24 protein-coding genes and 1 tRNA gene are annotated in these 26,369 nt (G+C 62.1%); 16 read left to right on the top strand and 9 right to left on the bottom strand.

Features of this window, described 5'->3' with window-relative positions; all coding sequences use genetic code 11:
- Positions 1 to 30: 30 nt before the first annotated feature.
- On the bottom strand, positions 31 to 795 hold the full coding sequence (locus tag KBY81_RS01390) for a glycosyltransferase family 32 protein (RefSeq protein ID WP_254975348.1): 765 nt from the start codon (positions 793 to 795) through the stop codon (positions 31 to 33).
- A 158-nt stretch (positions 796 to 953) separates the two neighbouring features.
- Positions 954 to 1,118 carry a Nif11-like leader peptide family RiPP precursor gene (locus KBY81_RS01385; protein ID WP_254975347.1) on the bottom strand — a complete coding sequence of 55 codons (165 nt, stop codon included), beginning with the start codon at positions 1,116 to 1,118 and terminating at the stop codon, positions 954 to 956.
- Between the two features lie 70 nt (positions 1,119 to 1,188).
- Between KBY81_RS01385 and KBY81_RS01380 the strand changes: the two genes are divergently transcribed.
- The gene (locus KBY81_RS01380; protein WP_254975345.1) at positions 1,189 to 1,485 is read left to right on the top strand and encodes a YciI family protein; all 297 of its coding nucleotides are present in this window, start codon (positions 1,189 to 1,191) and stop codon (positions 1,483 to 1,485) included.
- 8 nt (positions 1,486 to 1,493) lie between these two features.
- On the opposite strand, the gene KBY81_RS01375 is transcribed toward KBY81_RS01380, so the two are convergent.
- A complete protein-coding gene (locus KBY81_RS01375; RefSeq protein WP_254975343.1) occupies positions 1,494 to 2,627 on the bottom strand; it encodes a glycosyltransferase in 1,134 nt (377 codons plus the stop codon).
- A 268-nt stretch (positions 2,628 to 2,895) separates the two neighbouring features.
- Positions 2,896 to 4,011, bottom strand: coding sequence for a DUF563 domain-containing protein (locus KBY81_RS01370; protein ID WP_254975342.1), 1,116 nt, complete (start codon positions 4,009 to 4,011; stop codon positions 2,896 to 2,898).
- 1,355 nt (positions 4,012 to 5,366) lie between these two features.
- Here KBY81_RS01370 and KBY81_RS01365 point away from each other — a divergent pair.
- Positions 5,367 to 5,774 (top strand): hypothetical protein, encoded by a 408-nt coding sequence (locus KBY81_RS01365; RefSeq protein ID WP_254975341.1) that lies wholly within the window; start codon positions 5,367 to 5,369, stop codon positions 5,772 to 5,774.
- Here the strand turns inward: KBY81_RS01365 and rdgB are convergent.
- Positions 5,771 to 6,433 carry an RdgB/HAM1 family non-canonical purine NTP pyrophosphatase gene (gene rdgB / locus KBY81_RS01360; RefSeq protein WP_254975340.1) on the bottom strand — a complete coding sequence of 221 codons (663 nt, stop codon included), beginning with the start codon at positions 6,431 to 6,433 and terminating at the stop codon, positions 5,771 to 5,773. The two genes, KBY81_RS01365 and rdgB, sit on opposite strands and share 4 nt — an antisense overlap.
- Positions 6,433 to 7,902, bottom strand: a complete 1,470-nt coding sequence (locus KBY81_RS01355) for a phosphoglucomutase/phosphomannomutase family protein (RefSeq protein WP_254975338.1) — start codon at positions 7,900 to 7,902, stop codon at positions 6,433 to 6,435. Before KBY81_RS01355 ends, rdgB begins: the two co-directional genes overlap by 1 nt.
- A 114-nt stretch (positions 7,903 to 8,016) precedes the next feature.
- On the opposite strand from KBY81_RS01355, the gene KBY81_RS01350 reads away from it, so the two are divergent.
- Complete coding sequence (locus KBY81_RS01350; protein ID WP_254975337.1) at positions 8,017 to 9,561, top strand: TM0106 family RecB-like putative nuclease; 1,545 nt, start codon at positions 8,017 to 8,019, stop codon at positions 9,559 to 9,561.
- On the opposite strand, the gene KBY81_RS01345 is transcribed toward KBY81_RS01350, so the two are convergent.
- A complete protein-coding gene (locus KBY81_RS01345; RefSeq protein WP_254975336.1) occupies positions 9,519 to 10,499 on the bottom strand; it encodes a folate-binding protein YgfZ in 981 nt (326 codons plus the stop codon). The genes KBY81_RS01350 and KBY81_RS01345 overlap by 43 nt on opposite strands.
- A 36-nt stretch (positions 10,500 to 10,535) precedes the next feature.
- Complete coding sequence (pyrE, locus tag KBY81_RS01340) at positions 10,536 to 11,129, bottom strand: orotate phosphoribosyltransferase (protein WP_254973918.1); 594 nt, start codon at positions 11,127 to 11,129, stop codon at positions 10,536 to 10,538.
- A gap of 131 nt (positions 11,130 to 11,260) precedes the next feature.
- On the opposite strand from pyrE, the gene KBY81_RS01335 reads away from it, so the two are divergent.
- The 3 genes from KBY81_RS01335 (at position 11,261) to KBY81_RS01325 (ending at position 13,129) form a co-directional block, all read left to right on the top strand.
- Complete coding sequence (locus KBY81_RS01335) at positions 11,261 to 11,794, top strand: Occludin/ELL family protein (RefSeq protein WP_254975335.1); 534 nt, start codon at positions 11,261 to 11,263, stop codon at positions 11,792 to 11,794.
- Positions 11,795 to 11,822: 28 nt separating this feature from the next.
- Positions 11,823 to 11,895: transfer RNA gene (locus tag KBY81_RS01330), tRNA-Ile, on the top strand.
- 130 nt (positions 11,896 to 12,025) lie between these two features.
- On the top strand, positions 12,026 to 13,129 hold the full coding sequence (locus KBY81_RS01325; RefSeq protein WP_254975333.1) for an integrase: 1,104 nt from the start codon (positions 12,026 to 12,028) through the stop codon (positions 13,127 to 13,129).
- Here KBY81_RS01325 and KBY81_RS01320 read toward each other — a convergent pair.
- Positions 13,109 to 13,408, bottom strand: a complete 300-nt coding sequence (locus KBY81_RS01320) for a hypothetical protein (RefSeq protein ID WP_254975331.1) — start codon at positions 13,406 to 13,408, stop codon at positions 13,109 to 13,111. The two genes, KBY81_RS01325 and KBY81_RS01320, sit on opposite strands and share 21 nt — an antisense overlap.
- Positions 13,409 to 14,026: 618 nt before the next feature.
- On the opposite strand from KBY81_RS01320, the gene KBY81_RS16460 reads away from it, so the two are divergent.
- From KBY81_RS16460 to KBY81_RS01270, 10 genes are all read left to right on the top strand, one after another.
- Entirely contained in the window at positions 14,027 to 17,410 is a 3,384-nt protein-coding gene (locus tag KBY81_RS16460; protein WP_261356992.1) for a DUF5906 domain-containing protein, read from the top strand.
- On the top strand, positions 17,407 to 17,562 hold the full coding sequence (locus tag KBY81_RS01310) for a hypothetical protein (protein ID WP_254975329.1): 156 nt from the start codon (positions 17,407 to 17,409) through the stop codon (positions 17,560 to 17,562). Before KBY81_RS16460 ends, KBY81_RS01310 begins: the two co-directional genes overlap by 4 nt.
- Before the next feature lie 685 nt (positions 17,563 to 18,247).
- Entirely contained in the window at positions 18,248 to 18,652 is a 405-nt protein-coding gene (locus KBY81_RS01305) for an RNA polymerase subunit sigma-70 (protein WP_254975327.1), read from the top strand.
- A gap of 1,270 nt (positions 18,653 to 19,922) precedes the next feature.
- Complete coding sequence (locus KBY81_RS01300) at positions 19,923 to 20,294, top strand: DUF6926 domain-containing protein (protein ID WP_254975325.1); 372 nt, start codon at positions 19,923 to 19,925, stop codon at positions 20,292 to 20,294.
- A complete protein-coding gene (locus KBY81_RS01295) occupies positions 20,291 to 20,533 on the top strand; it encodes a hypothetical protein (protein ID WP_254975324.1) in 243 nt (80 codons plus the stop codon). Before KBY81_RS01300 ends, KBY81_RS01295 begins: the two co-directional genes overlap by 4 nt.
- A gap of 95 nt (positions 20,534 to 20,628) precedes the next feature.
- Positions 20,629 to 20,979, top strand: a complete 351-nt coding sequence (locus KBY81_RS01290; protein ID WP_254975323.1) for a hypothetical protein — start codon at positions 20,629 to 20,631, stop codon at positions 20,977 to 20,979.
- 35 nt (positions 20,980 to 21,014) lie between these two features.
- Entirely contained in the window at positions 21,015 to 21,281 is a 267-nt protein-coding gene (locus KBY81_RS01285) for a hypothetical protein (protein WP_254975321.1), read from the top strand.
- 114 nt (positions 21,282 to 21,395) lie between these two features.
- Positions 21,396 to 22,412, top strand: coding sequence for a DUF932 domain-containing protein (locus KBY81_RS01280; protein ID WP_254975320.1), 1,017 nt, complete (start codon positions 21,396 to 21,398; stop codon positions 22,410 to 22,412).
- 410 nt (positions 22,413 to 22,822) lie between these two features.
- Complete coding sequence (locus tag KBY81_RS01275) at positions 22,823 to 23,101, top strand: hypothetical protein (protein ID WP_254975319.1); 279 nt, start codon at positions 22,823 to 22,825, stop codon at positions 23,099 to 23,101.
- 385 nt (positions 23,102 to 23,486) lie between these two features.
- Positions 23,487 to 26,075 (top strand): DEAD/DEAH box helicase, encoded by a 2,589-nt coding sequence (locus KBY81_RS01270; protein WP_315858457.1) that lies wholly within the window; start codon positions 23,487 to 23,489, stop codon positions 26,073 to 26,075.
- Positions 26,076 to 26,369: the final 294 nt, after the last annotated feature.

Below are 26,369 nucleotides of genomic sequence, written 5' to 3'. Positions count from 1 at the left end.
GCGCCACGGCAGAGGACGACCGCTGGGGGCTCAGCGCCGCAGCAGCCCACGTACCTTCCGCGCCACCTTCCGGGCCAGGTTGAACAGGGGCCATAGCAGCGAGAGGGGAAAGGGCTGACGGATCAGCGGGGTTTCGGCTTTCCGGTAATCCCTGTAGAGCCGCCGGTGGGCGTCCGGGTCGGCCGAACCATCGAAGATGCTGTACCGCAGGCCGATCGCCTCGCTGCCGACCACCAGCCTGTGGGGATGGGCCGTCAGGATGCGGTGGATGCTCTGGGTGTAGACGACCGGGCCGGTGGTGCAGATCACCGCCTCCCAGGGATGGGGGAAGGCGAACGGATCGAAGTGATCGATGCTCCTGAGCACCTCCGCGATCACGGCGGCCAGAAAGGGATGGCCAGCAGAGGCGATGACATGCCACTGCTGGAACTCACCGCCCGGGATGCCGGCCAGTCGCGGGTGGGTGCCCCAGCCGGCATGGGGACTGCCGGGCGAATGGTCCCACTGGCTCAGCAGATAGGCGTCATCGTCCCGTAGGACCTCGGACAATGGCCGTGTGACGCAGACCTTGACGTCCAGGTAGACACCGCCGAAATGGTAGATGCACAGATAGCGGAACAGATCGGCCCTGGCGGCACCGTAGGCAGGATCGATTCGCAGATAGCGGGCCAGAATTGCATCACCGTAGGTGTCGCTGATGAAGCGCTCACGATCCTGATCGTCATAGAAGCGGTAGCTGAAGTCCGGGTTGAGGGCTTCGATCGCGCGACAGTTCTCCTCCAGCACTGCGGGCATCCGTCTCCTGGTGCTGAATGTCTGGTGGATGATCCTGGGAATGCCGCGGGTGGCCGGAAGATGGGAGGCCAGGGATGTCCCTGAGAGCAGCCATGCGCTGGCTGGGTTCACCCTGCTTCGCTCCTTCATAGTCCGGCCGCGACTGTCCCGGGCCAGCCTCAGCCGCGGGAGAAGCGGCTGAAGGTGGCGGGGGAGAAGAGATGGCCTTCGGAGAGCGCGATGGCCACCACGGCATCGGTGTCGGCGGCCGCATCCACCCGGGCCTTGAGGGCCGGATCGGCTGCCACCTTGGCGAGGAAGGCGGTGAGCTGGGATTTCGACATGGGACCATCGGCTACTGACTGGCTCCGTCCTACTCCATTCCGGAGCGTAATTTCCCTTTGGGTTCCTGCCATGGCCTGGTTCATCAAGACCGAGACCTTCCGGTCCCCCCATGATGCGGTGATGGCCCACCTGCAGGAGCACCGTCTTTGGGTGGAGCGGCTGCGTCGGGAGGGCTGCAGGATCAGCAGCGGCTACCTGGTGGACGACCAGGGGCAACCCGGCGGCGGCGGCTTGCTGCTGCTGGAGGCTCCTGACCATGACGCGGCCCTGGCCCTGGTGCGGCAGGACCCGATGGTCATCAGTGGGTGCGTCCACTGGCAACTGCAGGGGTGGCGACCGGCTGTGGGGGACTTGGAGGCGCGCTGATACGCGCATTAGCGATCCAGGCTGGAACGGTCCAGCCCAAGGGCCTGAGCGAGTGCTTCTCTTGACTGCGTGTTGATGGACTCGGCTGTTTTTGTCGCCAGCGAACCATCCCTCATGGCTGAACCTGGATCTGCAAGCCTGGAGATCACACCCTCGGCAAACTCTTCCCTTGAATTTGCGAGAAGAATTCCTTGTCCATAAAATGCATCAAGACCGCTTGACCCGCATGTGGTTGAAACGACGGAGCGTCCGAATGACAATGCTTCCACCGTCTTGATCTTCAACCCTGTCCCCAAGCGTATGGGGTTGATGGCAAAGAGGACTTGAGAATAGAACTGGGATAGTGATGAGACATTGCCAACGGGCTTCACTCCTGCGCCTTCAGGGATTTCATTGCCGACAGAACCTGCAATCAGGAAAACAGCATTGGGTTGCTGGCCTCTGATGAGCGGCCAGACATCGCGCAGAAACCAATGCAGACATTCCAGATTAACCGAGCTGTTGGATGCGATGTAGCCGAAGGTGTTGAGGGCTTCCGGAGGAAATCCCAATGGGTGAATGTCTGTGAAATGTCCAACGGTGAAGACGGATCGTTTGCCCTGGGTAAGCCTGGTAAAAAAATCAGTTTCATCGTGCTGAATTCCTAGAATGGTGTTGGCCCTGAGGAGGCCTCTGCGCTCATCCGCTTTGTAAATGGAGTACCACCAGGACTTTGATTTCTCATTGCTTGTGATATCGTTTCGGCAGGTGAAGATGTCATGGCAATCGAGTATTTTTCGCGTGCTGGCTGGAAAGGAGTCCAAAAAGCCGGATGTGAACACATAGGCAGCAACAACTCGCGAATAGCTGTGTTCTTTCTGAAGTTTCCTGGCCTGCCTTTTCCAGTCGGGATGAAACCACTCATCCAGGCGGTGAATTCCACGGCTGTGTCTTTCCCGGCCTCTGCGAGTCAGTCGCAGAAATAGGTGCCTGACTTTTCTGAGAGTAACGCTCCACGTATTGGCAGTGCGTTCGTTCCAGTGAAAGTCATGGACCCATTTGTCAACCAACTTGTGCGTTGCCTCCCTTGCCTCCGGAGACAGTCGTGCCCAGGTGGTTTCATCTGGAATCTGAGCCCAGGCAAAATGCACCTCCAGCCCCATGCGCCTGAATTCCCGCAGAAGGGTTTCTATCCTTGTCCTGTTTCCGCTATGCGGTGGTCCGCACCCAATCGGAGATATCACAAGCACACGACGATCGGAGCTACAGCGAGGTTCAGCTGGTGTGATGTGCCCCCTGGTCAATTGAAGAATCATTGAACGATGAGTCCCGCGAATCACTGTTTGGCGTCCACTTGAGGTGCCTGCAGCAGGCGACAGTATTGATGATGCTTATTCGGATAGGATGTGGCCTCATTGGGTAGGATTGTGATCATGCCCCTTGGTTGCTGAAAAACCGATCAAGCTTTGATCTGAGGCTGTCTATGGGTACAATGATGTCGGCGCCCTTGATGGGGACCCAAGGGGATAGCAGCCCAGGCTCTCTACCCAGGATTCTAGCGTAATTCAGTTGGCAAGCTTTTGCAAGGCCACTGAAATAGGGCGGTGAGTAGTTTCGTGGAGTCAGCTCTATAAGGGTTGTGCCGGGCGCGCTGAAGACCGCATTGGCGAGGCTGGCGCCGTGAATTCCTAACAGGAGGTTTGCGGAGGAAGCAAGCCGAACCTGATCAGAAAATGAGAAGGAGCCACAATCGATGCATGGAATTCCATAGTCCGCTAGAACAGAATAAACTTCCTCTGCGTTCACCATTCTCCGTGAGGCGGGAAAAGGACGATCAAAAAAGATCGGCGATGATGGTGTCGTTGGTGGTTCTCGAAGCTGACGCAGAAAGTCAATAGCCCATTGAGTGTAGGTACGATTCGCACAAGGTATGGTAGTCATCACAAGCTCTTCCGCCCAGTAGTTTCTTCCTGGGCTGATCCCGATGATCTTCTGGGGGGGGATGCCAAGAAGGGACAGTGACTCGGATTGAAATCGCTTAATCGGACCCTTGACAAGAACGTTGTCAACCTCATCCAGGGGAATGCATTCGCCAGCGATTTTCAGGATTGGGAGGTACTGTAAGAGCCAGTGATAAAAATTTTCGCTCCAAGGCCCAGTGAGGCATAGGGATCGTCCATTGATGATGACTGACTCGCCATGAATATCGCCGCCAAGCTGGGCCTCGCGGTGGTAATCAATCTCTGTGGACTTAATAGTATGACCCTCTGAGCGCTCACGCCATCTCCCGCAAAGATAGTGTCCATGATGCAGAATGGAATCTCCGTTGTTGACGAGTACTCCGTTCTGTATGATGATCTGACCCTGGATGGATTCTGCATTGGCGTCTGGAAAGCGATCTTTGGCTCCGATGCCTGTTGACGGGACTTGGTTTGCAGTTTGGAGTCGCACCGTGTTGAAGATCACCTGTTCGCAGGGCGGGTCAGCTTGGTTGAGCTTCCGTTTTCGGAGTACCAATTCATCGAGATACGAATATGCAATTATCATGTAGGTTGCGAACAGAAACCTATATCCATGGGACTGCTCCCCGCTGGCTCGCCAAAGCGATGCCCAGAGCCGATGATGGACTGCCCGGAGTCGTCGGACAAGCTTGGCAAAGGTTGATTTCATGGCCGTTGCAACGCTGATTCGGCTCACTGACTGTTTAGATTGCTTGCCGACAAGGTTGACGGGGTTGGCGATAACCTCGCTGGCCGGGCCTATGCAGAGGAATGTATCATGAAATGTTCGGTTCAGGCGTGCTGTACATTCCGAGCAAGGATGATTGACCGTCTGTTGCTTGCTCTGGAGTAGCTACGCAGGCTTCGCCCTGCAGAACCGAGCGAGGGCCTTTCCGCCTCTGGCCGTTCAGCGAATTCACGGCAGTTCTTGCCTCGCCACTGATTAGAGAACAGACCCTGATAGGCGACGGTCCCGCTCGTTGGATGTTGTCTTTGTTGACGATGGAAGATATCCGTAGCCAATACTCCTCAGGCGACCTCATTGTCAAGCTTCGAATGTCAGGGTAGCATGGAAATGAATGGCGATTCTGGCGGACATTGGCAAGTATCTTTCCATCGGCTGGAAATCAGCAAAGCAGGCTCCAGCCAAGCCACGGGCATTCACGACGCGGTGACGACGGCCAATCGACATCCCCGCTCCGCCGTGTTTTGGTGGTTGGCCTGGTGGGCCCATCTCGTCACGCATGCTTCGAGGCCTTGCGTGAGTTCTGTGATGTCACGGTCATCTCCCCTGTGCTGACGCTGGCCGGCTGGGTCCCGTTCCCGTTGCCATGGCGCAGGTCCCGTTGTGAGCTGCCCCGTGGTGCCTTCTCCCACCATCGCTGGCTCGTCAGACTTTTGGCCCCTTTGGTGGGGCATCGTCTGGTGAAGTCCTATGGGCATGGAGATGTCGTCATTATCGCCGATCCATCGTTGTGGCCCTTCGCCATCCACTATCGGCAGCTGGCTCCTGTTGTTGCCTATCATGTGTTTGATGATTATTCTGTCTATCCCTATGTTCGATTAGACCAGGAAGTGCTCGTTGCGAGGCATGTCGATCTTGTGTTTTCCGTTTCGCAACGTATTGCCGATGTTCTGCAGCGACGTTGCGATTTTCAGCTCCCACCTGTCCATGTCATCCCCAACGGTTTCCCTGGCGCGTGGCTCCCAGCGTCTCTCCCCTCCAAAAGGCAGAGGTTGCCTGACCCTTTGCCGGCAGACTTTCGGCCACTGATCGGCATCATTGGGGTCATCAGCTTGCGGGTCGATCTACTCCCAATCGTGGTAGCCCATGATGCCCTGCCAGGCTTGCGCTGGCTCTTCATCGGGCCCGTCTACAGGGATGTACCCGGTCTCGCTGATTTGCAGCGCAGCCCACGCTGCCGCTTCCTCGGCCCCCTGCCCTACGAGACGCTTCAGCCCTATTTCGCCAGCCTTGACGCGGCCGTGCTGCCCCTCACCGACGGTGACATCAACCCCTGCAGCAGCCCCGTCCGCTTCTTCTCCCAGCTGCCCACAGGCCAGCCGATCCTCTACACCGGCACCTGCGCCCAGATCGCCGAAACCCCGCATCTGGCCGAGCACTGCGGCGATGGACAGGCCCTCACGGCCGCCCTCGCGCGCATCGCCGCAGCCGGCTTCCAGGACGGCCATGCGGCAGAGCGCCATCGCTTCGCCATGGGATGCACCTGGCAGCAGCGGGCCGCGGCGATGGCCGATGCCCTGGAGGCGGTGCTTGAGGCCCGCGGTCACACCCCTTCGGCCCGCTAGGTAGCCGTCGGTGCTGCCCCTGTCCCTCCCAGCAGCTCCCGCAGGCCGGGTTCCAGCCGGGCGAAGGCCCGCCCCCGGTGGCCCAGTTGGCCCTTGAGGCCCTTGTCCATCTCCGCGTAGCTCAGGCCCGTCTCCGGCACGAGGAACACCGGGTCGTAGCCGAAGCCGCCTCTGCCCCGCGGGGCCTCCAGGATCTCCCCGTCGCAGCGGCCCTCCACCTCCAGGCGGATCGCTCCGCTGGGATCGGCCACCGCCAGGGCGGCCACGAAGGCGGCCCGGCGGTCCGGTTCCAGGCCCTGGGCGCCCCGTATCCGGTCGACCTCGCCCAGCTCCCGCAGCAGGCGGGCGATCCGGGCGGGGTCGCTGTCGGCGTAGCGCGCCGAATGGACCCCGGGGGCGCCGCCCAGGGCCGCCACCGCCAGGCCGGAGTCGTCGGCCAGGGCCCAGTGGCCCGTGGCCCGGGCCACCGCCTCGGCCTTCAGCCGGGCATTGGCGGCGAACGTGCTGCCCGTTTCCTCCACCTCCAGACCCTCGGGCTGGGGCCGCACCTCCAGGGGCAGGGAGGCCAGCAGGTGGGAGAACTCCCGGATCTTGCCGGCGTTGCCGCTGGCGATCACCAGCACGGTGGGTGCCACCCCGGGCTCCGCTGGGGCGGCCATCAGATGCGCTCCGCCAGCTGGCGCGCCCAGGCCAGCACCGCCTGCACCCGGTCGGCGTCGGGGGCTTCGCAGTAGAGGCGCAGCAGGGGCTCGGTGCCGGAGAAGCGCAGCATCAGCCAGTGGCTGGGGCCCATCCGCAGCTTGACGCCATCGGTGCGGTTCACCTCCAGCACCGCCACTCCGGCCACCTCCTGGGGCGGATCCTGGGCCAGCAGCGCCTCCAGCCGCCGGCGGCTGGCCATGTCCGGCAGACGCAGGTCGAGGCGGTCGTAGACGCTGGCGCCACCGCAGCGCTCCTGCAGGGCCGCCAGCCGGGCCCCGAGGGGCAGGCCCCCCTCCACCAGCGCCTCGATCAGCAGCAGGGCGGCGAAAAGGGCATCCCGCTCCGGCAGGTGGAGGCCGAAGCCCACCCCGCCCGACTCCTCGCCGCCCACCAGCACGTCGCTGCTGAGCATCTCGGCGGCGATGTGCTTGAACCCGACGGGCATCTCGATGACCTCCCGGCCCAGGTCGGCCGCCACCAGGGCCATCAGATCGGAGCCGCTGACGGTCTTGACGACGCGGCCCCCGAGCCCGCGGGCCCGCGCCAGGTGGTCGATCAGCAAGGGCATCAGCAGCTGGGTGCTGCAGAAGCGGCCCTGCTCGTCCACGGCGGCGATGCGGTCCCCGTCACCATCGAAGACGATGCCCACCGCGGGCCGGCCGGACGCCGTGGCCTGGCGCACCTCGGTGATCAGCTGCTCCAGGTACGGGGCCAGCGGCTCGGGCGGGTGGCCGCCGAAGAGGGGATCCCGCTCCCCCCGGATCTCCCGGATCACGCCGGCGGCGGCCCCCGCCTCCCCCAGCAGGGCCGGCAGCCCGCCGGCGGCCGAGCCGTGCATCGGGTCGACGATCACCTGCAGGCCGGCGGCGGCCAGGCCCGCCACCAGGGCCGGGGCGTCGACCTTGGCGCCGAGGCCCGCCAGGTAGGTGCCCATGGCATCGAACCGTTCGGTGTCGCCGGGGATCGGCACCGTCAGGCCCCCTGCCGCCAGGCGCCGCTCCACCCGGGCGGTGAAGTCACCCTCCACCGAGCCGCCGAAGGGCCCCTTGATCTTGAGGCCCAGCCATTCCGGCGGGTTGTGGCTGGCGGTGATCACCAGGGCCCCCAGGGCGCCCCGCTCCACCACCGCCCAGCTGCAGGCCGGGGTGGGCACGGGGGTGGCGGCCAGCAGGGGCACCAGATCGGCCCCCCGGACGGCGGCGGCGATGGCCTCGGCCAGCTCCGGGGCCAGGAAGCGCCGGTCGTAGCCGATCACCACCTCCCGGCTGGTGAGGCCCTCCGGGGCGCTGGCGGCCAGTTCCCGGGCGGCGGCGCCCGCCACCGGCAGCAGCCGCTCCATGGTGATGTCCACCCCGAGGATGCCCCGCCAGCCATCGGTGCCGAAGTGGATCGGTCCGGCCTCGAGGGGCAGGGGGGCGGAGGCCATGGGCGGCGCGGAGGCGATGGAGGGGCAGGCCGGTCGTAGCAGGCCGGCCGCTCCGGATGGCCGCGGCGGGTGCCGGCCTGATGGCAGGCCACCGATCCCCCTAGCCTGCATCCCATGCCCCAGACCCCGGACGTCGCCTCCCCCGGATCCCCCGTCCTCACCGACCGCCTGCTGCGCAGCTGGGTGCGCTGCCGGCGGCGGGCCTGGCTCGATCTCCACGGTGCACCCAGGGAGCGGCTGTGGAGTGCCCACCGCGCCCTGGCCCTCGATGACCAGCTGCGCAGCTTCCAGAGCCTGCTGCCCCAGCGCCCCGGCCATGGAGAGGCCGCCTGCCGCGACGGGGCGCCCGGTGTGGTGGGGCTCAGGCTCGCGGGAACCGGCCCCCGGGGCCTGCGCCTGGAGGCCCACCCGAGCCTGCTGGAACGGGTCGAGGAGCCCAGCCGCTGGGGGGCCCACGGCTACCGGCCGGTGCTGGCCCGCCAGGGCCGGCGCCTCACCCGGGAGCACCGCCTGCAGCTGGCCCTGTGGGGGCGGCTACTGGAGGAGCACCAGCGGGCCCCCGTGCCCCATGGGCTGGTGGTGGCCGGCGCCGACCGGGGGCTGGAGCGGGAACGACTCGCCCTCGGCCCTTCCCTGCAGCGCCAGCTCGACGAGAGCCTGGAGCGGCTGGCGCTCGACCTGGCCCGCAGCGAGCCGCCGCCCCTGGTCAGCGACCGCAAGAAATGCACCCTCTGCAGCTGGCGAGGGGCCTGCGATCGGGTCGCGGCTGCCGAGGGCCACCTCAGCGAGGTGAGCGGCATCGGCGGCAAGCGCCGCGAGCTGCTGCTGGAGCTGGGCATCACCAGCCTCGACCAGTTGGCGGCCGCCGATCCGGAGCGGCTGGCCGAGGACCTGGCCGTCCACAGCGAGCAGCACCGGGAGGTGGCCCCCCGGCTGGTGGCCCAGGCGAGGGTGCAGCAGGAGGGCAGCCCCCGGCGCAGCGGCGAGGGGGCCGGCCCCGCCCTGCCGGAGCTCGCGGCGGCGCCCGGGGTGCTGCTCTACGACATCGAATCCGACCCCGATGCCCGCGACGACTTCCTCCATGGCCTGGTGCGGCTGGAGCGCGGCGCGGACGGCCTCTGGCCCGGGGCGCCCGGGCCGGGGGAGGACCTGGGGAGCTACCGGCCCCTGCTGGCCCTGCAGGAGCACGGCGAGGCCCTGCTCTGGCGGCGGCTGAGCAGGCTGCTGGCCCGCTACCCCGACTGGCCGGTGCTGCACTACGGCGAGACCGAATCGGTCGCCCTGCTGCGGCTGGCCGAGCGCCAGGGGGCCAGTGAGCGGGAGCGGGAGCGGTTGCGGGCCCGGCTGGTGGACGTGCACCAGCGGCTGCGGCGCCACTGGCTGCTGCCGGTCAACAGCTACGGGCTCAAGGCCGTCGCCGGCTGGCGGGGTTTCAGCTGGAGCCAGAAGGGGGTCGACGGCGCCCGCTGCCTTCTGTGGTGGCGCCAGTGGCGGGAAGGCTCCGGCGGGCCGCGGCGTCCCAGCCGGCGGGCTCTGGGCCGCAAGCTGCAGCGGATCTTCCGCTACAACCAGGACGACAGCCTGGCCACCTGGGCGGTGGTCCGCTGGCTGCTGGATCAGGACGCCGCCTTGCCCCCGGGCCCCACCGGCGGCAACTGAAACGCCTCCGGCAGCGAAAGGCACAGGGGCACCCCAGGGGCCGCCCCGGCCAGCAGCTGGCTCTCCTCCAGCCAGGCCTTGCGCACCAGGGCCAGGCCGATCCAGCCCCCGTCACCGGGGAGTTCCAGGCTGGAGGTGATCAGGCCGGCGCGGCCCCCGGCCCCGTCCAGCAGGGGCGTGCCCGCAGCCACGGCATCGGCGGGAACAGCCCCTTCCGGGACAGCCGTGGCCCACCAGCGGCGCAGCTGCTGCTTCACCCCGTCGTAGGTGGCCAGCTTGGCCAGGGTCTCCTGGCCCACGTAGCAGCCCTTGTTCAGGCTCACCCGCCCCGCCAGGCCCAACTCGAAGGGGTTCACCTCCTCGTTGATCTCCCCCGGCGCCGCCGGCAGACCCTGCCAGAGCCGCCAGCGTTCCGCCTCCTGCGGCTCCAGGGGGCGCCGGGCGGCCAGGGCGGGGGGCAAGGGGGCCTCGGCGGGCAGCAGCAGGGCCTCCCCCAGCCGCCAGCCCGGCGATCCCTCGAGCGGCGCCCAGGTGCCGGCGGGCAGGGCCTCCGGTTCCGGTCCCCCCAGGGGCTGGTGCAGGACAGCCGCCGTCACCGGACCCAGCCGCACCTTGTCGGCGGGAAACAGCACCCGGTCGAGGGCGGTGCGCACGGCCGCGGGATCCCCGTCGACGATCACCAGCCAGGCCCCGGCGTCATCCACCAGCACCTCCGCCACCGCCCGCAGCCGGGCCGTGGGGCTGATGCAGCAGGTGCCGAGCCACTGGCCCGGGCGGGCCTCCTCCAGGGCCTGGCTGGTCTGGCCGTGCAGCACCCGCAGGGTGTCGGGGCCGTCGAGCCGCAGCAGGCCCACCGGCCGCGACCAGCGGCTCCCCTGCGGTGGCGTCCAGCGCCAGGGATCGGCCGCAGCCGGTATCGGGTCGGGGGAGGGGGCCATGGTGGAGCGCGTCGCGGGGTTCAGCCTGTCGTGGGGTCAGCCTGCCGCGCCGTCCAGCCCGGCGGCCGTGGCGGCCACCTCCTCGAGCAGGAACAGGCTGCGCAGGTCGAGGCCCGCTTCCTCCATCGCCTCGGCCCCGCCTTCCTGGCGATCGACGATCGCCACCACCCGCTCCACGGCGTAGCCCGCCTCCTGCAGCTGGGCCACGGCCTTGAGGGCCGAGCCGCCGGTGGTGACCACGTCCTCCAGGACCGTGATCCGGCTCCCGGCCGGCGGCAGGGGGCCTTCGAGCCAGGCGCCGGTGCCATGGCCCTTGGCTTCCTTGCGCACGATCAGCGCATCGAGGTCGCGGCCGGCCAGGGCGGCCTGCAGGGCCACGGCGCTCACCAGGGGATCGGCCCCCAGGGTGAGCCCCGCCACCGCGGCGGCTTCGCCCTCCACCTGCTCCAGCATCAGGCGGCCCAGCAGGGCCAGGCCGATGCCGCTCAGGCTCACCGGCTTGCAGTTGACGTAATGCGGGCTGCGGCGGCCCGAGGCCAGGGTGAAGTCGCCCAGCCGGTAGGCCCGCTCCGCCAGCAGGGCGAGCAGGGCGGAACGCTGTTGGCTGGGGCTGGAGGGCAGGGTGACCATCGACGTTGGGGGGGCGGCGTTGGGGGGGCGGCGTCGCAGAGGCGGCCGGTGCGGAAGCCCATGGATGGGCGAGAGCGTCAGAGGTCGCTAACCTGCGCTCACATCGCCCGGGAGCTGGGCCCGTAGACCCCATGACAGCACCGATCCTGGCAGTGCCTGCCCCCCTCGCTGCGGGCCTCACCGCGCTGCTCCCCTTGGCCGTGCTGGCCCCCGCCCTCGCCGGGCCCGTGCTCTGCACCACGACCCTCGAAGCCCCCATGCCCGGCTCGGCCGGCACCGGGCCGGTGGAGGTCACCCGCTGCGGCGTGACGCGCTCCGCCCCCGAGCTGATGGAGCAGCGCTTCTACAGCTTCTCGGCCCCCTTCGCCCAGGGCGTCAACCTGCTGCACCAGATCACCGATCCCCTCGGCCTTTCGATCCCCGGCCGGGACGGCGGCAGGATCGTGGCCTTCGGCTTCCCCGACCAGAACATCGTCTGGGACGGCACCGCCATCGAGAACACCGCCTCGGTGATGCTCTCCGAGCAGAGCGGCCTGATGCCCCAGCGCACCGCCGACATCACCAACGGCTTCAGCACCAGCCTCGGGACGGGGGCCGCCACCCCCACCTACGTCCAGCCGCCCGCCGGCACCACCTGGACCCCGCCGATCCGGGGCCTCTGGTGAGGCCCTCGCCGGAGACGGCGCCGTCCCCGGGGGTCTAGCAATCTGGTGAATGCAGCGAACTCATAATTCGCCTTAGCCGGGTTCGATCCCCGGGACCCCCATCTCTCAAAATTCAGTCACAGCAGAGGATCTCAGGAAATGCGGAGCAAGTACCTGGGGGTTGACTAGGCACCGCTTAGGCACAGATCAGCCCGTTTTGGGCGAGAGTAGGCACGTTTCTAGGCACGCCTCATGGCCGTCCGGGACCCCTACCTCACGCGGATCAACCGGGCCTTGAGAGACCTGGGCTCAAGTGTCAGCCTCGAAGTTTCCCCGTCCGGGGGGAGGCTGCGGCTCCGGGCCAGCCTGCCGTTTCCCGATGGCACATGGAAGCAGCGGAGGATCAGCACGGTCTTCCCCTACCCGTCCGGTGTGGATCAGGCCCGCCTGCTGGCAGAGGAACTCGGTCGTGACCTTGAGCTGCACCGCCGTGGCCTGGACGCCTTCCCTTTCGATCGGTGGGTGCAGGCCAGTCAGCTGCCAGGTACGGCGAAGGAAGGGATCAGTGGCATTGAAGCCCTGCGTCGGACAGAAGCGTGGTGGACCCAGCAGCGAAAACGCGGCCCCAGCTCGGATGTGACGTGGTCCACTGCCTACGCGGGGCCGCTGAAACCCCTGGTGGGGCAGCCGGATGTGAATCTCGACACCTTGCGCGCCCTTGTGGCGAGCAAGGCTGTCGGCAGCTGTAGTCGTCGCAAAGCGGCCCTGGCGGCGACCGCTGTGGCGCAGGCCCTTGAGATGGGCATGGATGCGGTGCAGGAGCTCAGGGGCCTGGGCAAGGGCTACAGCCCCCTGAAGGATGCGGCACCGCGCAGCCTTCCTTCAGACGCGTTGATCGTCGAGGTGATTGATGGTCTGCCATCAGGCTGGCAGTGGGTTGCTGGCATCTGCGCCACATATGGCACCAGACCTCATGAAGCCCTGCTGATGGCCGATGTCGAGAGCAACGGACTGGTCGTGATCCGTGGCGGGAAGACTGGGGCACGGCAGGGGCTGCCGCTGCCAAAGGGCTGGATCGACCGCTGGGACCTGCAGGTAAGACGTCTGCCGGCGATCAATCTCAATCGGGACCACCGCACGGTCGGCTCTCAGCTGGGGGTCGCGCTGCGTAGGTATGAGGTCCCTTTTCAGGCGTACGACCTGCGCCATGCCTGGGCGGTGCGGGCGATTCACAACCCCAAGATCAGCCCTTCACTGGCGGCCAAGAGCCTCGGGCACTCGTTGATGGTGCACACATCCCTGTACCAGCGGTGGTTCGACAGCGCCTCGATGGCGTCACTTGTTGCGCAGATGTGAGGCGAAGCCCTCCACGTCCACGTAAAGCGTCCTGCGCTTGCCGGTGTTGCCGGTGGTGGCGCTCACGAACTGGGGAGGGATGCGACCACGGTCGATAGCCGCGCGCAAGGCACGGGAGCTGGGGAAGTGCAGGGCTCTTGCGGCCTCTGCCAAGGGGAGCCAGGGGCTGCTGCTGAGTCTGGGCTTGAGCTCCAGACGCGCCTGAATCACATTCAACTGAGCACTGATCAGATCGAACAGCTGCTTGGTGTCGTCTGTGGCTGTCGGAGAAGAAGGCATGGCTGATGAGATGGCACAGACATATTTGAGCCCAATGGACTAACGAATGGAGGCAATAGAACCGTGCAAACCGTGCAGGTTTGAAGGACTGCACGGTTTGCACGGTTTAAGGGTGCGCATCTTGGCTCAATTCCGATTCAAATGAGGACACCAAAGCGCACCGCGCCTGGCCCCACTCCCGCCCACCTTGTTGCATCCGAGCATGTCAATGCGAGAACTCCTTCATGCACATGACCTGCTTGCCGCAGGGTGCTACCTGACGAGGGGAGGTGGCATGAAGGCCACCGACTATCGATTGAAGTGTGGGGCGGCTGGGAGCTTGATCGCAGCCAAGTCTGGAGTCAGAGCCATCATGTGCGTGGCGCTGACGCTGTTGCTACCAGGTGCCACAGGCCGTCTAATCGCTTACATCAGGCGGGTGAAGCACGGCGCTGCACCCTACGGAGTGGTGGGTTGCTGGATCAGCGACTCAGACTGTGCTGGCGAAAACGGCTGTGATCAATTGCGTTATCGGCATGTCATACCACTGGCGCCTTGGTGGAGCCGGTCGCTACCGCCGGTTGGACCGACACCATGCATCAAGGCCGCTGAAGGTTCCACCACCGGAGGTGTCCGCTGATGAACGACCTTATCCCAATCAACGTGGCTGGATTGGACGCCTCCACGGGGCGACCCTGTAATAGCTCAAAGAAGCACAAAGTGAATGGCAATGGCCAGAACGGTGTAAGAGACAACAAGGCCAAGAGCTTCGTCCAGGTCTGGAAAGACATCGCGGTGGCAGTGCGGGCAGATGAGCCGGCAAAGAAAGCGAAGGGGCGCAACCCGGCTGACTGCAACGACCGGATTGATCTCCCGAAAGGCGTTGCCTCCCAGCAGGGGGGCAAGGAAATACCGCCCGCCGCAGTGGTGCCCACCGTCTTGGATGTGCCGATGGGAGTTGCAGCCCGGGCGAAACTCAAAAAGAAAGAGCTTCTTAGCACGGAGCTTTACATCCGCACCGAGGAGGCGTTGCGCCACCTCGAGTTGCTGGGTCTGAGACATGACGAGGTCCGATTCCGAACGGTATCTGTCAACCCGAAAGACGTGTACTTGTGCCGCAGCTTCAAAGGTGAGGAGGGCGATCAAGATGTGGAGGACACCATCAAACTAGCGTTGGTGCCACGCGTGCTTTTGGGGGCTGCTGTCTTTGTGCTGCCGAATCCCGGCGGCAACAAGAAGGCCGATATCACCGAGGTCAGGTCGATCAGGGCTGAGTGGGACGATCAGCCGATCGAATGGCAGATCAGGGCATGGAAGGTGCTGGACCTGCCAGAGCCCACTTTTCAGGTAGCCACCGGTGGGAAGAGCGTCCACAGCTACTGGGTGCTCAGAGAAGGGGTGGAGCCGATGCGCGGGGAGTTGGCGGCTCGCCGGGTGGTGAAGCTGGCGACCGATGCGGGCTTTCCCTCGGACCCGGCAGTGGTGAGCAGGTCGCAGCCGATGCGCCTGGCCGGATCGCTCTACATCGCCAAGCCCGCCAAGGCGGGGCACCCAGTGAACCCGCTGGCCGGCAAGCCCATTGGCTATGCCCAGATTCTGAAAGGAGCGGATCCGGAGCGGCGTTACCCCATTGAGGAGCTTGAGGCGGTTCTGCCGGAGCTCACCAAGGTCGAGTCCGAGACGGTGGGGCGGGTACGTGCCGGTACAGGTGATGTGTCGTATTCGGGAGAGGAGGATCCCTGCCCGATTTGTGGGCGTGACTCCGACGCCGATTGCACGATCTTCGACAATACCGATGGGGTGGTGGTGGTGTGCCACCGAGGGAAGAGCTTCAGCCCGCCGACTGACCTGACCTTGGGCGATGTGATCGCAGGAAAGGTGGATCCAGCGACTCGATGGGCCTACACGGGGGAATCAGCCCAGGGGAGTTTTGGGCGTCCGGCGGCAAAGTTCAAGCAGGTGGGGGCGGAGGTAGCGCTGCACAATGCCAAGCAGGAGCAGCTGGACCTGACGAAGGCACTGGCTTCACCACGGCAGAAGCGGGATGAAGGGGCGGTGGCTTCGGCTCCCGAGGAGGCGCCCCCTCAGGAGGAGGCTCCCGCTCTGGTGGTCACCGGCAACCCCGACTTCGACTGGGAGACGGCGGTCTTCTGGGCGGAGAGCGAAGAGGAGCGGGCTGCCCTTGTGGCGGCAGGGTTCGCTAGCGCTGAGGGGATTGAGGGCAACGACTTAAAAGGTCGGACGGTGTTCCTGTGCTGGAACAGCCGGGCAATGGTGAAGGTTCCGCAGGCGCTAAAAGATGTGGCGTTGCAGATTGCTTGCGTTGGTGGGAAGCCCCGGCTGATTCACCTTCCTTGTGAGGTGCCGCAGGCGCGGGGTGGGTTGGACCCAGATGCGAGTGCGAACACACCGATCACCTTTCTCAAGCGGCATGGGAGGGAAGCGCTGCTACTACTTGCGGATAGGGCGGAGAGGTGCTGCGAAAGGGATCAGAACGGGCAGAAGTGGGTGTGGTCGCGCGACAAGCAGGAGGCACCCGTTCAGGCCATCATCGCGTGGACTGTGTTCAAGGAGCATTTCGTTGTTGAGGGAGCCGAGGAGCGCCTCTACGAATGGGAAGGTGACCACTGGGTGCCGTTGCCGGGAAAAGCGAGCACGGCGATCGAGCAGTCTCTCCAGCGGTGGGTGGCGGCGATGCAATGGCGCACCGAACTAACCCTTAACAGCAAGGCGACCACGGCCTTGATCGCCGAGTTGCGCGATCACCCTGGGCGGCGGGCACTGTCTATGGATCCGGTGGTTCAGCACGGCGTGCTTCCCATGCGAAATGGGGTTGTCAGGTTGTCTGATGGGGTGCTGCTGCCTCATGACCGGAAGTACGGCAACACCTGGGTGCTGCCATACGAGTTCATGCCGGGCGGGCTGCCTGTGAAGACCATCGCATGCATTGAGCAGTTGCTGCCAAAGCCGCATCAACAGCGGTTGTTTCGGGCGGCATGCGCAAACGCGCTACGGCGGCTGGGGGCCAAGGGCTTCGTGGAGTTGACCGGTGTTGGTGACTCCGGTAAGTCGGCACTGGCGAGGCTGGTGGAAGCACTGGTTGGGAGGGATTGTACGGCCAGCAGTCAGCTCCATCTAATGGAAGACAAGAACCAGCGGTTCGAAACTCTCAAGGCGCGCGGGGCGGCGTTGCTGCTGTTTGCGGAGTGCCAGGACTATGGAGGCCCGCTGGAGCGGCTTAAAGCCCTCACCGGTGGAGACACCATCGTGGCTGAACGCAAGAACTCGACCGAGCGGTTTGACTTCACCTTCCGCGGCTTGGTGATGCTGGTGGGGAACTCACCGGTCAAGGCGAAGGACGACTCGTCGGCGGTGTTCAACCGAAGGAGGAGTATTCACCTTGATCAGGCCGTGCCTTTAGCAGAGCGGAGGGACATGCTCTCTTGGCGGGTTGACCACTGGGAAGGGGAGTTGGCGGAAGAGCTGGGGGCCTTTGTGGGCTGGGTGCTGGCGATGGACCCTCGGGAGGTCAGGGAGGCGATGGAGGAAACCGGAGGACTGGCTCAGCTTGATGAGTTGCTGGATGCGGAGCTCACGAACACACCGCTGGCGGAATGGGCGGAAGAGTATCTGATTTTCGACGATACTGCTGATGAGGATGGTAAGTATCACCAGCTCAGGATCGGCACTCTTTCCCCTGGTGAGGACTTCAAGCTAGATGCAGCGAAGTTCAAGGTTTTCAAGTTCGCCTACCCCTCCTACCGTGACTGGATGGCGGCTAACGGCCTGAAGGGCAAGGAACTGTCTCTGAAGCGGTTCAAATCCTCGCTGGTGGGCCTGTTGCGTGATCAATTGGGTTTGCCGCTGCCGAAGGGTCCAATGAGCAAGGCCCCGTACAGGACTGGGGTTGGGGCACAGATCCCGCTGCTGAGGATGCGGAGCAGAAGTGAGGACGGTGAGGTGCCTGGAGTGATCCGTTTTGCGCTTCAGCGGAAGCTCGGTGGCCATTCGTTGGCATCGTGACGACCGCCGAAGGCGGCGAGCTCAAGGGGGGCAGTCGTACCAAGGGTTGTGAAGAATCCCGGCAAGGCGTGATGGGTGCGTTATTGATCTGTGACGTCAAGAACCCAGTCGTATCAAGGGTTGTGATGGATGTGATGCTTTTCTTCTATTGAGATTTTTCCCAGGAAGGAAAGATACAGAGAGAAAGGGTGGGCAAGGAGTAAGCCCCCCTGTATGGAGCGAACCGAGTTGGGAAAATCTGTCACATGCATCACATCCACTGGTACAACTGGGTTCTTGATGTCACCGATCCGTCACCCACCCGTCACCACCCATCACGCAGCGCCCCGGCTTCGCCCACTGCGGTGGCTTGAGGGGGCGCCCGCGGCGCAAGTTGCAAGGCGCCAAGCCGCCCGCCCCCCAGGCGAGCGCATCAGTGTCAAGCCACTTGGCGAGTGTCACCCGAAACCCTTTGCCCTTGAGTGCCGCTCCAGTGCCCGCTCATTGCATGCTCTGATGGCCTCAGACTTCCTGGACCTGGCCAAGAACATTGGCGGGCTGCCAAGGCGGCAGTAAAATTTCAATAACAGATGCTGGTTTCCCGCGTGGGCTTTAAGCGCCTAGAGCCAGGGCAAATCTTCAGCATCCGGATCAGCGTCCCGCTTATCCACCAGGTTGGCCGGTGGGCTGAGGCAGAAGCTGTGAGTCGCAACAGCAGCATCAAGCCGGCACTACGGGATGTCGCCCTGCTGGAAGGCTCTCCAAAACTGATGAAATCCAACCTGAAGTGAAGCTGCTGTGACCTCATCAACCCTGAAACCCAGGCAAAGGAAGGCCGTATTGATGACGGCTGAGGGGATGCAACTGCGCCAGATCGCGCAGGAGCTGAACATTGGCTACACGACACTTCTGTCGTGGGGGCGAAACCCTGCGTATGTCAGCGCGGTCAATGAAGCTCTGCAGCAACTGGAGTCGGAGGCAACCAAGGAGTTGCAGCAGGGCTACGGCGATGCGGTCAAGAAAGCCCGAGAACTTCTGAACTCACAGTCCGAATCGATTGCCTTAGGCGCCGCCAAGCTGATTCTCAATACCATGAACCATGTGGTCGAGCGACGTGAATCTGCCGCTCGGTGGACAGAGATGTCAGAGCAGATGGAGGTGCTGGAGAAGCGCCTGGCGCTGATTGAGTTCATGCCCTCGGCGCATGACGTGGACCCAGCCCAAGGATCGATAGAAGCGAGCAGTACTCCCAAGCGGGCCTAGAAGACTGCGTCTCAGTACTTCTTGCCGGCTTAGCAGCAAGCTGTTCGAGTTAAGTCTCTCTTGGAGCACACGTCGGCATGGGATGGCTGTATCCAAGCTTCTCCCCCGAACCCTGAGGCGCATTCATCGACTGTTCATGACAGGAGAAGCCGGAGCATGCGATGTCATGGCATGCAACATCACGCCCACTCGTTAATGAGTGCCCTCTTCGCGCCTGACATAGCGACTGCCATTCGACATACATCTTCTAGCAGCTGTATATCTAGTGTCACTGTCTAGGTACCATTCAGAGCCTCAACTAACGGTCGGATCACAGTCACCTGGTCCTCCTCAATCGCTTGACTTATTCGCCTCTCACCTCCTATGTTGCTTTCAACCGATGAGACAGGACTGCGCCGCAGTCGCTCACTCTCACCGGTCAGGCTTACAGCCCTGACGCTGACAGCCGAATAGCCTAATCCCTCTCACTACATCAGCGCTACTTGCGCACCATGCCTATGCAGGATTGCTAGCGGCCGATTGTGCTGCGCCAAAACATAGGAACGCTCCCCCAAGGTCGTACGGATCCGCAACCTTCACCGGCTGCTGTGACGTCAACCGGTAGGTGCAAACGAGACGCCTGACGGTATCCAATCCGCTCAGCGCAGGGCATGCGGCCCAGTAGAGATACTCGTTCGGCCAAACGACGGAGGGGTTTAGCGGGAGGACGAGGGCAGCCAATGCCCGAGGACGGATCGAGCCGGTGCGCACCTTGGTGCGGGTCAACAGGCTTCCCGTGACTAAGTCTCCCCAGCTTTGCGCCAAAACACAACAGGCGCCCATACATGCGCAGGACAGTATCAATAGTCGCTAAGACTTCCTCCTGCGGGGCCTTGCGGCCCTGACGCGCTACGCCCTTCCTATGCCCATTGGGGCCCGGTGTAGTCGTCGCAGCGAGATCGAGCACGATCTCCATCCCTCTCCCCATCACTTCAGATGATGGTTAACCAGGGGTGCGGTGCAAATCCGGCTTCCAGTCCCCGGATGGGACTGAAAAGAAGGGCAAGAACACCCGACGAAATCCATCCACCTCCCCAATCCACCTGCATACATTGAAGACCTCCTGGGTCATGACCCCAGGGGGTCACTGCGTAGCAGGCAAGGCGCAGCGAGCGCCCACCAGTCTCCCTACCGGTGGGCCTTCTCTGTATGGCGGTTCAAGTCCGCCTGGATTGGTTCGCCCCGCTTCATGCGGGGCTTTTTTTTATGTCCGTCTGACGCTGTGATGTTTATGGCTACTTCCAGCCTCTACCTGCCAGATCCCCCCCTTTCTCCCCCCGAGCCCGTCTTCCTGACAAAGGCCGAGCGGGATGCCCGCCATCCCTCCCTGGTCAGCTACCTCCTCCCCACCCACTGGGCCTGCTATTTCATCAACGACGACCCTTCCGGTCTGGAGGACGAGGAGATCGCTGCGGCCGATGCCTGGTGGCAGGAGACCTTCTCCTCCCGATCCGCCAGCTGCGTCGATGCCGATGAGGACTACGGCTTCTCCAGGCATCACGACGCTGCCGGCTACTGCCTGGCGACCGACTGCACGGTCTACCGCTTCCTCCTGCAGCCGGCTTGCCCCGTTGGGGCTCCCTCGCCGAAGGCGAAGCCATGAGCGGCTACTGCAAGGTCCGCTTCCGCTGTGCCCGCAGCGGCAACGCCACCGCCGGCCTGGTCCTCCCGGCTGATCGCCTCCGTGGCGCTTCCTACTCCAGCCTCTCGCGCTACTTCCCGGCCGGTGCCTTCGCATACATCCGCTCCCCCTGGCTGGATGTCTCCCCGCCATTCGATGAGCCGGCTGAAGCCCTGCGCTTCTGCTTCCCAGAGAACGGGCCTGGGCCTTCGGCCTCCTAACGGCTCTTCTGGCCAGCCGGCCGACTGCCTCCGGGCTGGTTAACCACCTGCCTCCTCTGCAATCCCCTCCACCGCCTGCCCAGCAGGCTTTTTTCATGAACTTCCGCAGTGAGATCACCATCCGCATGCCTGATGGTGTGTTCCTCCCCCCGTTCGTCCTCCTGCACCAGGACACCGAGATCTTCTCCGCCGTCATGTTCCTGCAAGCCATGGGCAGTCAGATTGCCTGGCATCAAAACGGGAACCTCTACGGCCTGCAGCTCTTGATCGCCCCCATCCCCGAGCACGCCAGCGGCGGCCAAGCCACCCCCGTGGCCGACATGAACCGCCCAGCAGGCCCTCTCGATCCGGTCAGCGTGCCGCCCCCGAGCCCTGAGGACCTGGAAGAAGTCTTCTCCTTCCTTGACTCCCCCGCCTGCTGCCCCAACGGAGCCCACAAACCGTGAATGTCACCGTGCTTACTGGGACCGCCCCACTCCCGGTGCAGCTCACCTTCTTTGACTGCGGAGCGATCCGCGCTGAGGTCCTTCTCCAGGTCCCTGGTGTCACCCCCCGCTGGGACGAGGAATCCGCCGGGGGCTTCTCGGTCTTGATCGAGGTCTGGGGGAAGCAGGCCCAAGAGCTGAGCGACAACGCCACCCCCGGCATGCGGCTGGCGGCCTCGGGGCGGCTGTGCGGCAACCACTGCGGCGTGCGCCTGGTAGCCGACCGCCTGCAGCTGTTGACCCCAAAACCCTCCACCAGCTGATCCGTTCAACCGGGCCGGCGGGTGGAAGCCCCGCCCCAGCGCTCGCCGGTCTCTCCCCGAGGCCGGCTTTTTCATGTCCTCTCTGGCGGCCCTTCGGCCGCAGCTGTGATTCCCATGTCCCATCAATTCAGCTCTGGCGTCTTCCTCCATAACCAGCCCGCCTGGCACCGCCTCGGCCTGGTCCTCGATGGCACCCTCCCAGCCCGTGAGGCGTTCTGCCTCGGTGGCGCCGATTTTCATCTCGCCGGCAGGCCGGTCTACGACGCCGACATGCAGCCCATCGAGGGCTACCAGGCCATTACCCGGACCGATACCGGTGCCACCCTCTCGGTGATGAACGCCACCTACGAGGTGGTGCAGAACGAGCAGTTGATCCGGGTCGCCGAGGCCCTCCATGGCGATGCGGTCATGGATGCCGTCTGTGTCCTGGCCGGCGGCAGGAAGGTGACCTTCACGGCCCGAGTGCGGCAGTCAGAAGGGGAAGTCCTCCCCGGCGATCCGGTGAACCAGTACCTGGTCGGCTGCACCAGCCATGACGGAACGATCGCCTTCTCGGTCTTTTTCTCCCCCATCCGGGTGGTGTGTAACAACACCCTCTCCGCCGCGCTCGGGTTGGCTTCTGCCCGGAGCCGCCGCCAGCAGGGCTGCCGCATCCGCCATACCAGAAACGCGAATGCCCTCATCAGCCGGCTCCCTGAGCTGATCGATCTGCAGCGGCAGCAGTTCACCGGTGGCCTAGCCGAACTCCGCGCCATGGCCGCCGCCCCCTGCACTGCTGCGCAGTTCCGCCAATACGTCGAAACCCTCTTCGCCGATCAGCTGCGGGGGGCTATCAACGACCGCCGCGGTGATGCGAGCACAAGCCGGCCCCGGCGGCTGGAAGATCTCCCTGCCTGGGAGGGTCTCTCCGCCAAGTTCGAAGGCCAGGCCATCGGCAGCGACATCCCCGGCGTGCAGGGCTCGATGTGGGGCGCTTACCAGTCGGTCACAGAATTCTTGTCGCATGAGGCCGGGAGATCGAGGGATCCGATCGAGGCCGCCCGCCAGCGGCTGGAGGGGCTCTGGTTCGGCAAAGCCGCCGCCACCCTCAGCCAGGCGCATGAGCTGGCGCTGGCAGCGACTCGCAGCTGAGGCTGGCCTATGGCCAGGGGGGGCCTACGGCCAAGGACGGGGTGAAGCCAGCCATGCAAGGAAAAGGGCAAGGGCTCTGACCTCCTCGCCCGGCTTTGTCCACACCAGCGGGCTGTGACGACCACTGGTACGGCTTGATGCTGCCACGGCTTCTGGAGGAATTGGCTGAGCCGGGTGGCGGTGGCGCTTTGCCCCCGAGCCCGTAGAGCCTGTCGCTTTGGCACTGGTCAACCAGCTGGGGCGTGGCGGCGGTGGCCATTGCCCCGAGCACGTCAGTAGCGACCGGCCTCTGTCGTCCTGCGCTTCTAGCCCCCTGATCAGCTTGGTTCCTTTGGGGAGCTCACCCCAGTGACCACTCCGCAACACACTCACTCAAAACCATTCACCGCCCAACCAGTGCCATCCATCCCATGACCTCCTACGAACCCAACTTCTGGACCACGATTGCTATCTTCTGCCGCGAGCTGGCGCCGATCAGCGGACCATTGCTCGATTGCATTGGTCAGACGGCTGCGGCGATCGAGCGAGCCGAGAACGAGTCAATCCACTCAAGTCAGGGCTATGAATCTGTCCAAAAGTTAAGAGTTCTGCATCAAAATAAGCAGTTGACACCTCTCAGCCCACATCCCAATGAACTAATGGAGAGCAAGATAGAGTCACAAGGGAGACGCCACCTAGAAGATGTGTAGAGGGCGAGGACCAAGCTGCCTTTCCATTGCAGGTTATGATCGAGTTAAAGTTCTCAAGGCATGATTTACTAATCTGCCATACTGCTCTGCTTGCCAGCCTGGAGCAGAGCGCCAGTAGATAGGAGTGCGATGTCTAGCAGCTAGCGCATCCGATATGTCTGTAATCTAAGCTAAATTCACTCGATAAGACTTCTGCAGGATGATAATGCTTGCATTCTGCTTCGCTGACTCCGCAGGGATTGAATTCAGAGATGAGGAAAGCAGAAGCACCAACCAGTAGGACTTATGTGCAATTAGAAAGACTACCCCTGGGGACGCCAACGTCTCCAGCCTGAATACAAGGACTTCTATGCTAGCATCTTAAGAGCTGATTCGACAAGCTACAATGGCATTTAACACGAAGAGGCGAGTCGCAAAATCGTATGACACACACGAAGCGTTGTTTCGCGATCGAAGGAACAGAATGGTGCAGGGTCTACTATCTCATCAATCTGATATCTTGCGCAAGTATCAGAATGAAGCATTAGAGAAGCCGAATGTTGCTATAGAACTTCCTACTGGAAGCGGTAAGACGCTTGTTGGTCTGCTGATAGCAGAGTACAAGAGAATCACTAATGGAGAGAGGGTGTTATACCTGTGTCCCACTAAGCAATTGGTGCAACAAGTCTGCCTACAGTCGATGCAGAAGTATGGAATTCACGCCATCCCGTTTATTGGACGAAAGAAGGACTATGAGCAGTCTGCAAAGGCTTCGTATCTCAACGCGGAGACAATTGCAGTGGCACCATACAGTGCACTTTTTAACACCAATCCCTTCTTTGTAAATCCCCAGCTAATAGTACTAGATGACGCCCATGCGGCCGAGAACTATATCTCCATGAATTGGTCAGTCAATATCTCAAGGGTGAATGATGCTTATGTCTACGATCAACTGTTAGGAATAATCCTTCGCCATATGCCATCAACTGAGATGACTAGATTCAAATCCAGTGCTGAAGACATGGCCAAGTGGGTCGAAGTGATGCCAGGCCACCTTCAAGCAAGATCCCAGGAAGAGATATGTGAATTCCTTAATCAGCATCTTGGAAGAGAATCTGATCAGTACTATTCTTGGAGCCTGATTCAGTCGTATCTTCATGCATGCCAGATTTATATTAGCAACAAATCCATTCTCATTCGTCCTTTAATCCCGCCATCTCTAACTCATGCACCCTTCGCTGATGCAGCACAAAGAGTTTATATGTCAGCAACTCTTGGCCTCACTGGCGACTTAGAGCGAATTACGGGAATTGATACCTTTTATAGGATACCAATCCCTCATGGTTGGGACAAGCAAGGAATCGGACGTAGACTGTTTATGTTTCCAGAGCTAAGTCTGGAATCCAACCAAGCTGAAGTGCTTGTAAGGACGTTGGCTGAGCAGGCTGGAAGAGCAGTCGTTTTGACTCCAGATACCCCCCGAGTTGAGAAGTGGAAGAAGGTGTTCAATCGACATACAATCTTTACAGCTTCTGACATCGAAGACTCAATCGATAAATTTTGTGCTTCGCCACATGCAATCGCGATACTTGCTAACCGGTATGATGGTCTAGACTTTCTCGATGAGTCTTGCAGACTTCTCGTCTTAGATGGACTTCCTAAGGCAGTAAACCTACAAGAGTCTTTCCAGATCACACGAATGATGGCAGGAAATCTGTTCAAAGATCGGATTAGGACAAGAATTGTCCAAGCTGTCGGTAGATGTACGAGAAGCGCAACAGACTATGCGGCTGTTGTCGTTGTTGGCGAGGACTTTTTTGATTGGCTTGTGGTGAATGAAAAGTTATCTCTTTTTCATCCTGAGCTGCAGGGAGAGCTGAAATTCGGAATTCAACAGAAGGATGTCGATAGTGTAGATGAATTCTCGGAGAACATGGCCATGTTCCTCACGCATGGCGAAGACTGGGATCAAGCAGACGCTTACATTCTTGAAATGCGTGATGAGACGACTCAGGCGACTATCCCAGGTCAAGATAAGCTCTTATCAGCTGCAGTCAAAGAGGTTCGATATGCCTATACTTTGTGGGATGGGAACTACCGAAAAGCTCTAGAACTGGCTGAAGCCGTGGCAGATACTCTCACCGGAAACGAGCTAAAAGGGCTGAGAGGACAGTGGTACTACCAAGCAGCAGTGTGTGCGGACAAGCTTGTCACAGACTCTAATGCAACTGAGTATCACCAGAAGACAATTGATCTCTACAGACGCGCTGCTGCCTGTCTGCCAGCCCTAGCATGGCTACATGCTCGGATAATAGACCTTACCGGCAAGACTGACAATGAGATGAGTTCTGAAAAGTCATGTAGCTTTCTAGAAGCCAATATTGAGAGAATGGAAAATGTGTTTGCTGATAGGGGGTATTCATCTATTCGAAGGTTTGAGCAGGATATCAAAAGTATTGGTGACATGCTTAGGTCTACAGATAGTGACCAGTTTGAAGAGGCTCATCGTCTTCTTGGTGAGATTCTTGGTTTTCAGTCTGAGAATTCTACTGGGCATGCTGCGCCAGATCCTTGGTGGATCTCCACAGCCGAACTCTGCATTGTATTTGAAGACAAAAGTGATTCGAACCCTGATAATGCCGTCCCTGTTAATACTGTTCGCCAAGCCGTCTCTCATCCGAAATGGATCCGTGGCAATACATTTGTGAACAACACAGCGGCAATCTACTCATCATTAATAACTACACAACGAAAGATACATAGGGATGTCCCTACATATGCTGATGAACTGGGATATTGGCACATTGACGACTTTATTGATTTCTCAAGTGAGGTTTTCAATGTACTTCGAGATCTTCGAGCAAGTTTTGTTGGGATAGGGGACACCTCATGGAGAGATGTGGCTCGACAGCTCCTAAAAGAGAAATGCCTAGATCCTGTCTCAATAATCAATAGAGCAACGATGAGAAAACTTCGACAGGTGACAGTTGAATGAGTCTGTCGTTGACGGAATTATCATCGGCGTAATTCGAGTCGATAGTCGCGAATTCTAAGCCTGATAACTTTGCTGCCTCTTAGGTGTTTCATTTGACGAGTGCTCGACTGAGAAACTACTTCCAGGGACCCGATGGAGAAGAGGCGGATTTCGTGAGTTTAAGTCTCACAAGACAGGATGACTTGGTTTGAGCATGACTGGACAAACAAGCATGGCCTGTCTACCGCGAGCGCTGCAGACAAATTCCACGCTTCCAAGACTATGTGCCTGAGCCTGAGCAGCCCCACATGTTAT

The sequence above is a fragment of the Cyanobium sp. Lug-B genome (genome assembly GCF_024345635.1).
Lineage (GTDB): Bacteria > Cyanobacteriota > Cyanobacteriia > PCC-6307 > Cyanobiaceae > Cyanobium > Cyanobium minutissimum.
Note: the sequence above shows the minus strand (reverse complement) of the source record. Positions and strands in the feature narration are given on the sequence as shown.

Bases quoted from the DNA above. Each gene is read 5' to 3' on its own strand.
- KBY81_RS01390 (WP_254975348.1), bottom strand. From the start codon at position 795: ATGCCCGCAGTGCTGGAGGAGAACTGTCGCGCGATCGAAGCCCTCAAC.
- KBY81_RS01385 (WP_254975347.1), bottom strand. From the start codon at position 1,118: ATGTCGAAATCCCAGCTCACCGCCTTCCTCGCCAAGGTGGCAGCCGAT.
- KBY81_RS01380 (WP_254975345.1), top strand. From the start codon at position 1,189: ATGGCCTGGTTCATCAAGACCGAGACCTTCCGGTCCCCCCATGATGCG.
- KBY81_RS01375 (WP_254975343.1), bottom strand. From the start codon at position 2,627: ATGGGGCTGGAGGTGCATTTTGCCTGGGCTCAGATTCCAGATGAAACC.
- KBY81_RS01370 (WP_254975342.1), bottom strand. From the start codon at position 4,011: ATGATAATTGCATATTCGTATCTCGATGAATTGGTACTCCGAAAACGG.
- rdgB (WP_254975340.1), bottom strand. From the start codon at position 6,433: ATGGCCGCCCCAGCGGAGCCCGGGGTGGCACCCACCGTGCTGGTGATC.
- KBY81_RS01355 (WP_254975338.1), bottom strand. From the start codon at position 7,902: ATGGCCTCCGCCCCCCTGCCCCTCGAGGCCGGACCGATCCACTTCGGC.
- KBY81_RS01350 (WP_254975337.1), top strand. From the start codon at position 8,017: ATGCCCCAGACCCCGGACGTCGCCTCCCCCGGATCCCCCGTCCTCACC.
- KBY81_RS01345 (WP_254975336.1), bottom strand. From the start codon at position 10,499: ATGGCCCCCTCCCCCGACCCGATACCGGCTGCGGCCGATCCCTGGCGC.
- pyrE (WP_254973918.1), bottom strand. From the start codon at position 11,129: ATGGTCACCCTGCCCTCCAGCCCCAGCCAACAGCGTTCCGCCCTGCTC.
- KBY81_RS01335 (WP_254975335.1), top strand. From the start codon at position 11,261: ATGACAGCACCGATCCTGGCAGTGCCTGCCCCCCTCGCTGCGGGCCTC.
- KBY81_RS01325 (WP_254975333.1), top strand. From the start codon at position 12,026: ATGGCCGTCCGGGACCCCTACCTCACGCGGATCAACCGGGCCTTGAGA.
- KBY81_RS01320 (WP_254975331.1), bottom strand. From the start codon at position 13,408: ATGCCTTCTTCTCCGACAGCCACAGACGACACCAAGCAGCTGTTCGAT.
- KBY81_RS16460 (WP_261356992.1), top strand. From the start codon at position 14,027: ATGAACGACCTTATCCCAATCAACGTGGCTGGATTGGACGCCTCCACG.
- KBY81_RS01305 (WP_254975327.1), top strand. From the start codon at position 18,248: ATGCAACTGCGCCAGATCGCGCAGGAGCTGAACATTGGCTACACGACA.
- KBY81_RS01300 (WP_254975325.1), top strand. From the start codon at position 19,923: ATGGCTACTTCCAGCCTCTACCTGCCAGATCCCCCCCTTTCTCCCCCC.
- KBY81_RS01295 (WP_254975324.1), top strand. From the start codon at position 20,291: ATGAGCGGCTACTGCAAGGTCCGCTTCCGCTGTGCCCGCAGCGGCAAC.
- KBY81_RS01290 (WP_254975323.1), top strand. From the start codon at position 20,629: ATGAACTTCCGCAGTGAGATCACCATCCGCATGCCTGATGGTGTGTTC.
- KBY81_RS01280 (WP_254975320.1), top strand. From the start codon at position 21,396: ATGTCCCATCAATTCAGCTCTGGCGTCTTCCTCCATAACCAGCCCGCC.
- KBY81_RS01275 (WP_254975319.1), top strand. From the start codon at position 22,823: ATGACCTCCTACGAACCCAACTTCTGGACCACGATTGCTATCTTCTGC.
- KBY81_RS01270 (WP_315858457.1), top strand. From the start codon at position 23,487: ATGGCATTTAACACGAAGAGGCGAGTCGCAAAATCGTATGACACACAC.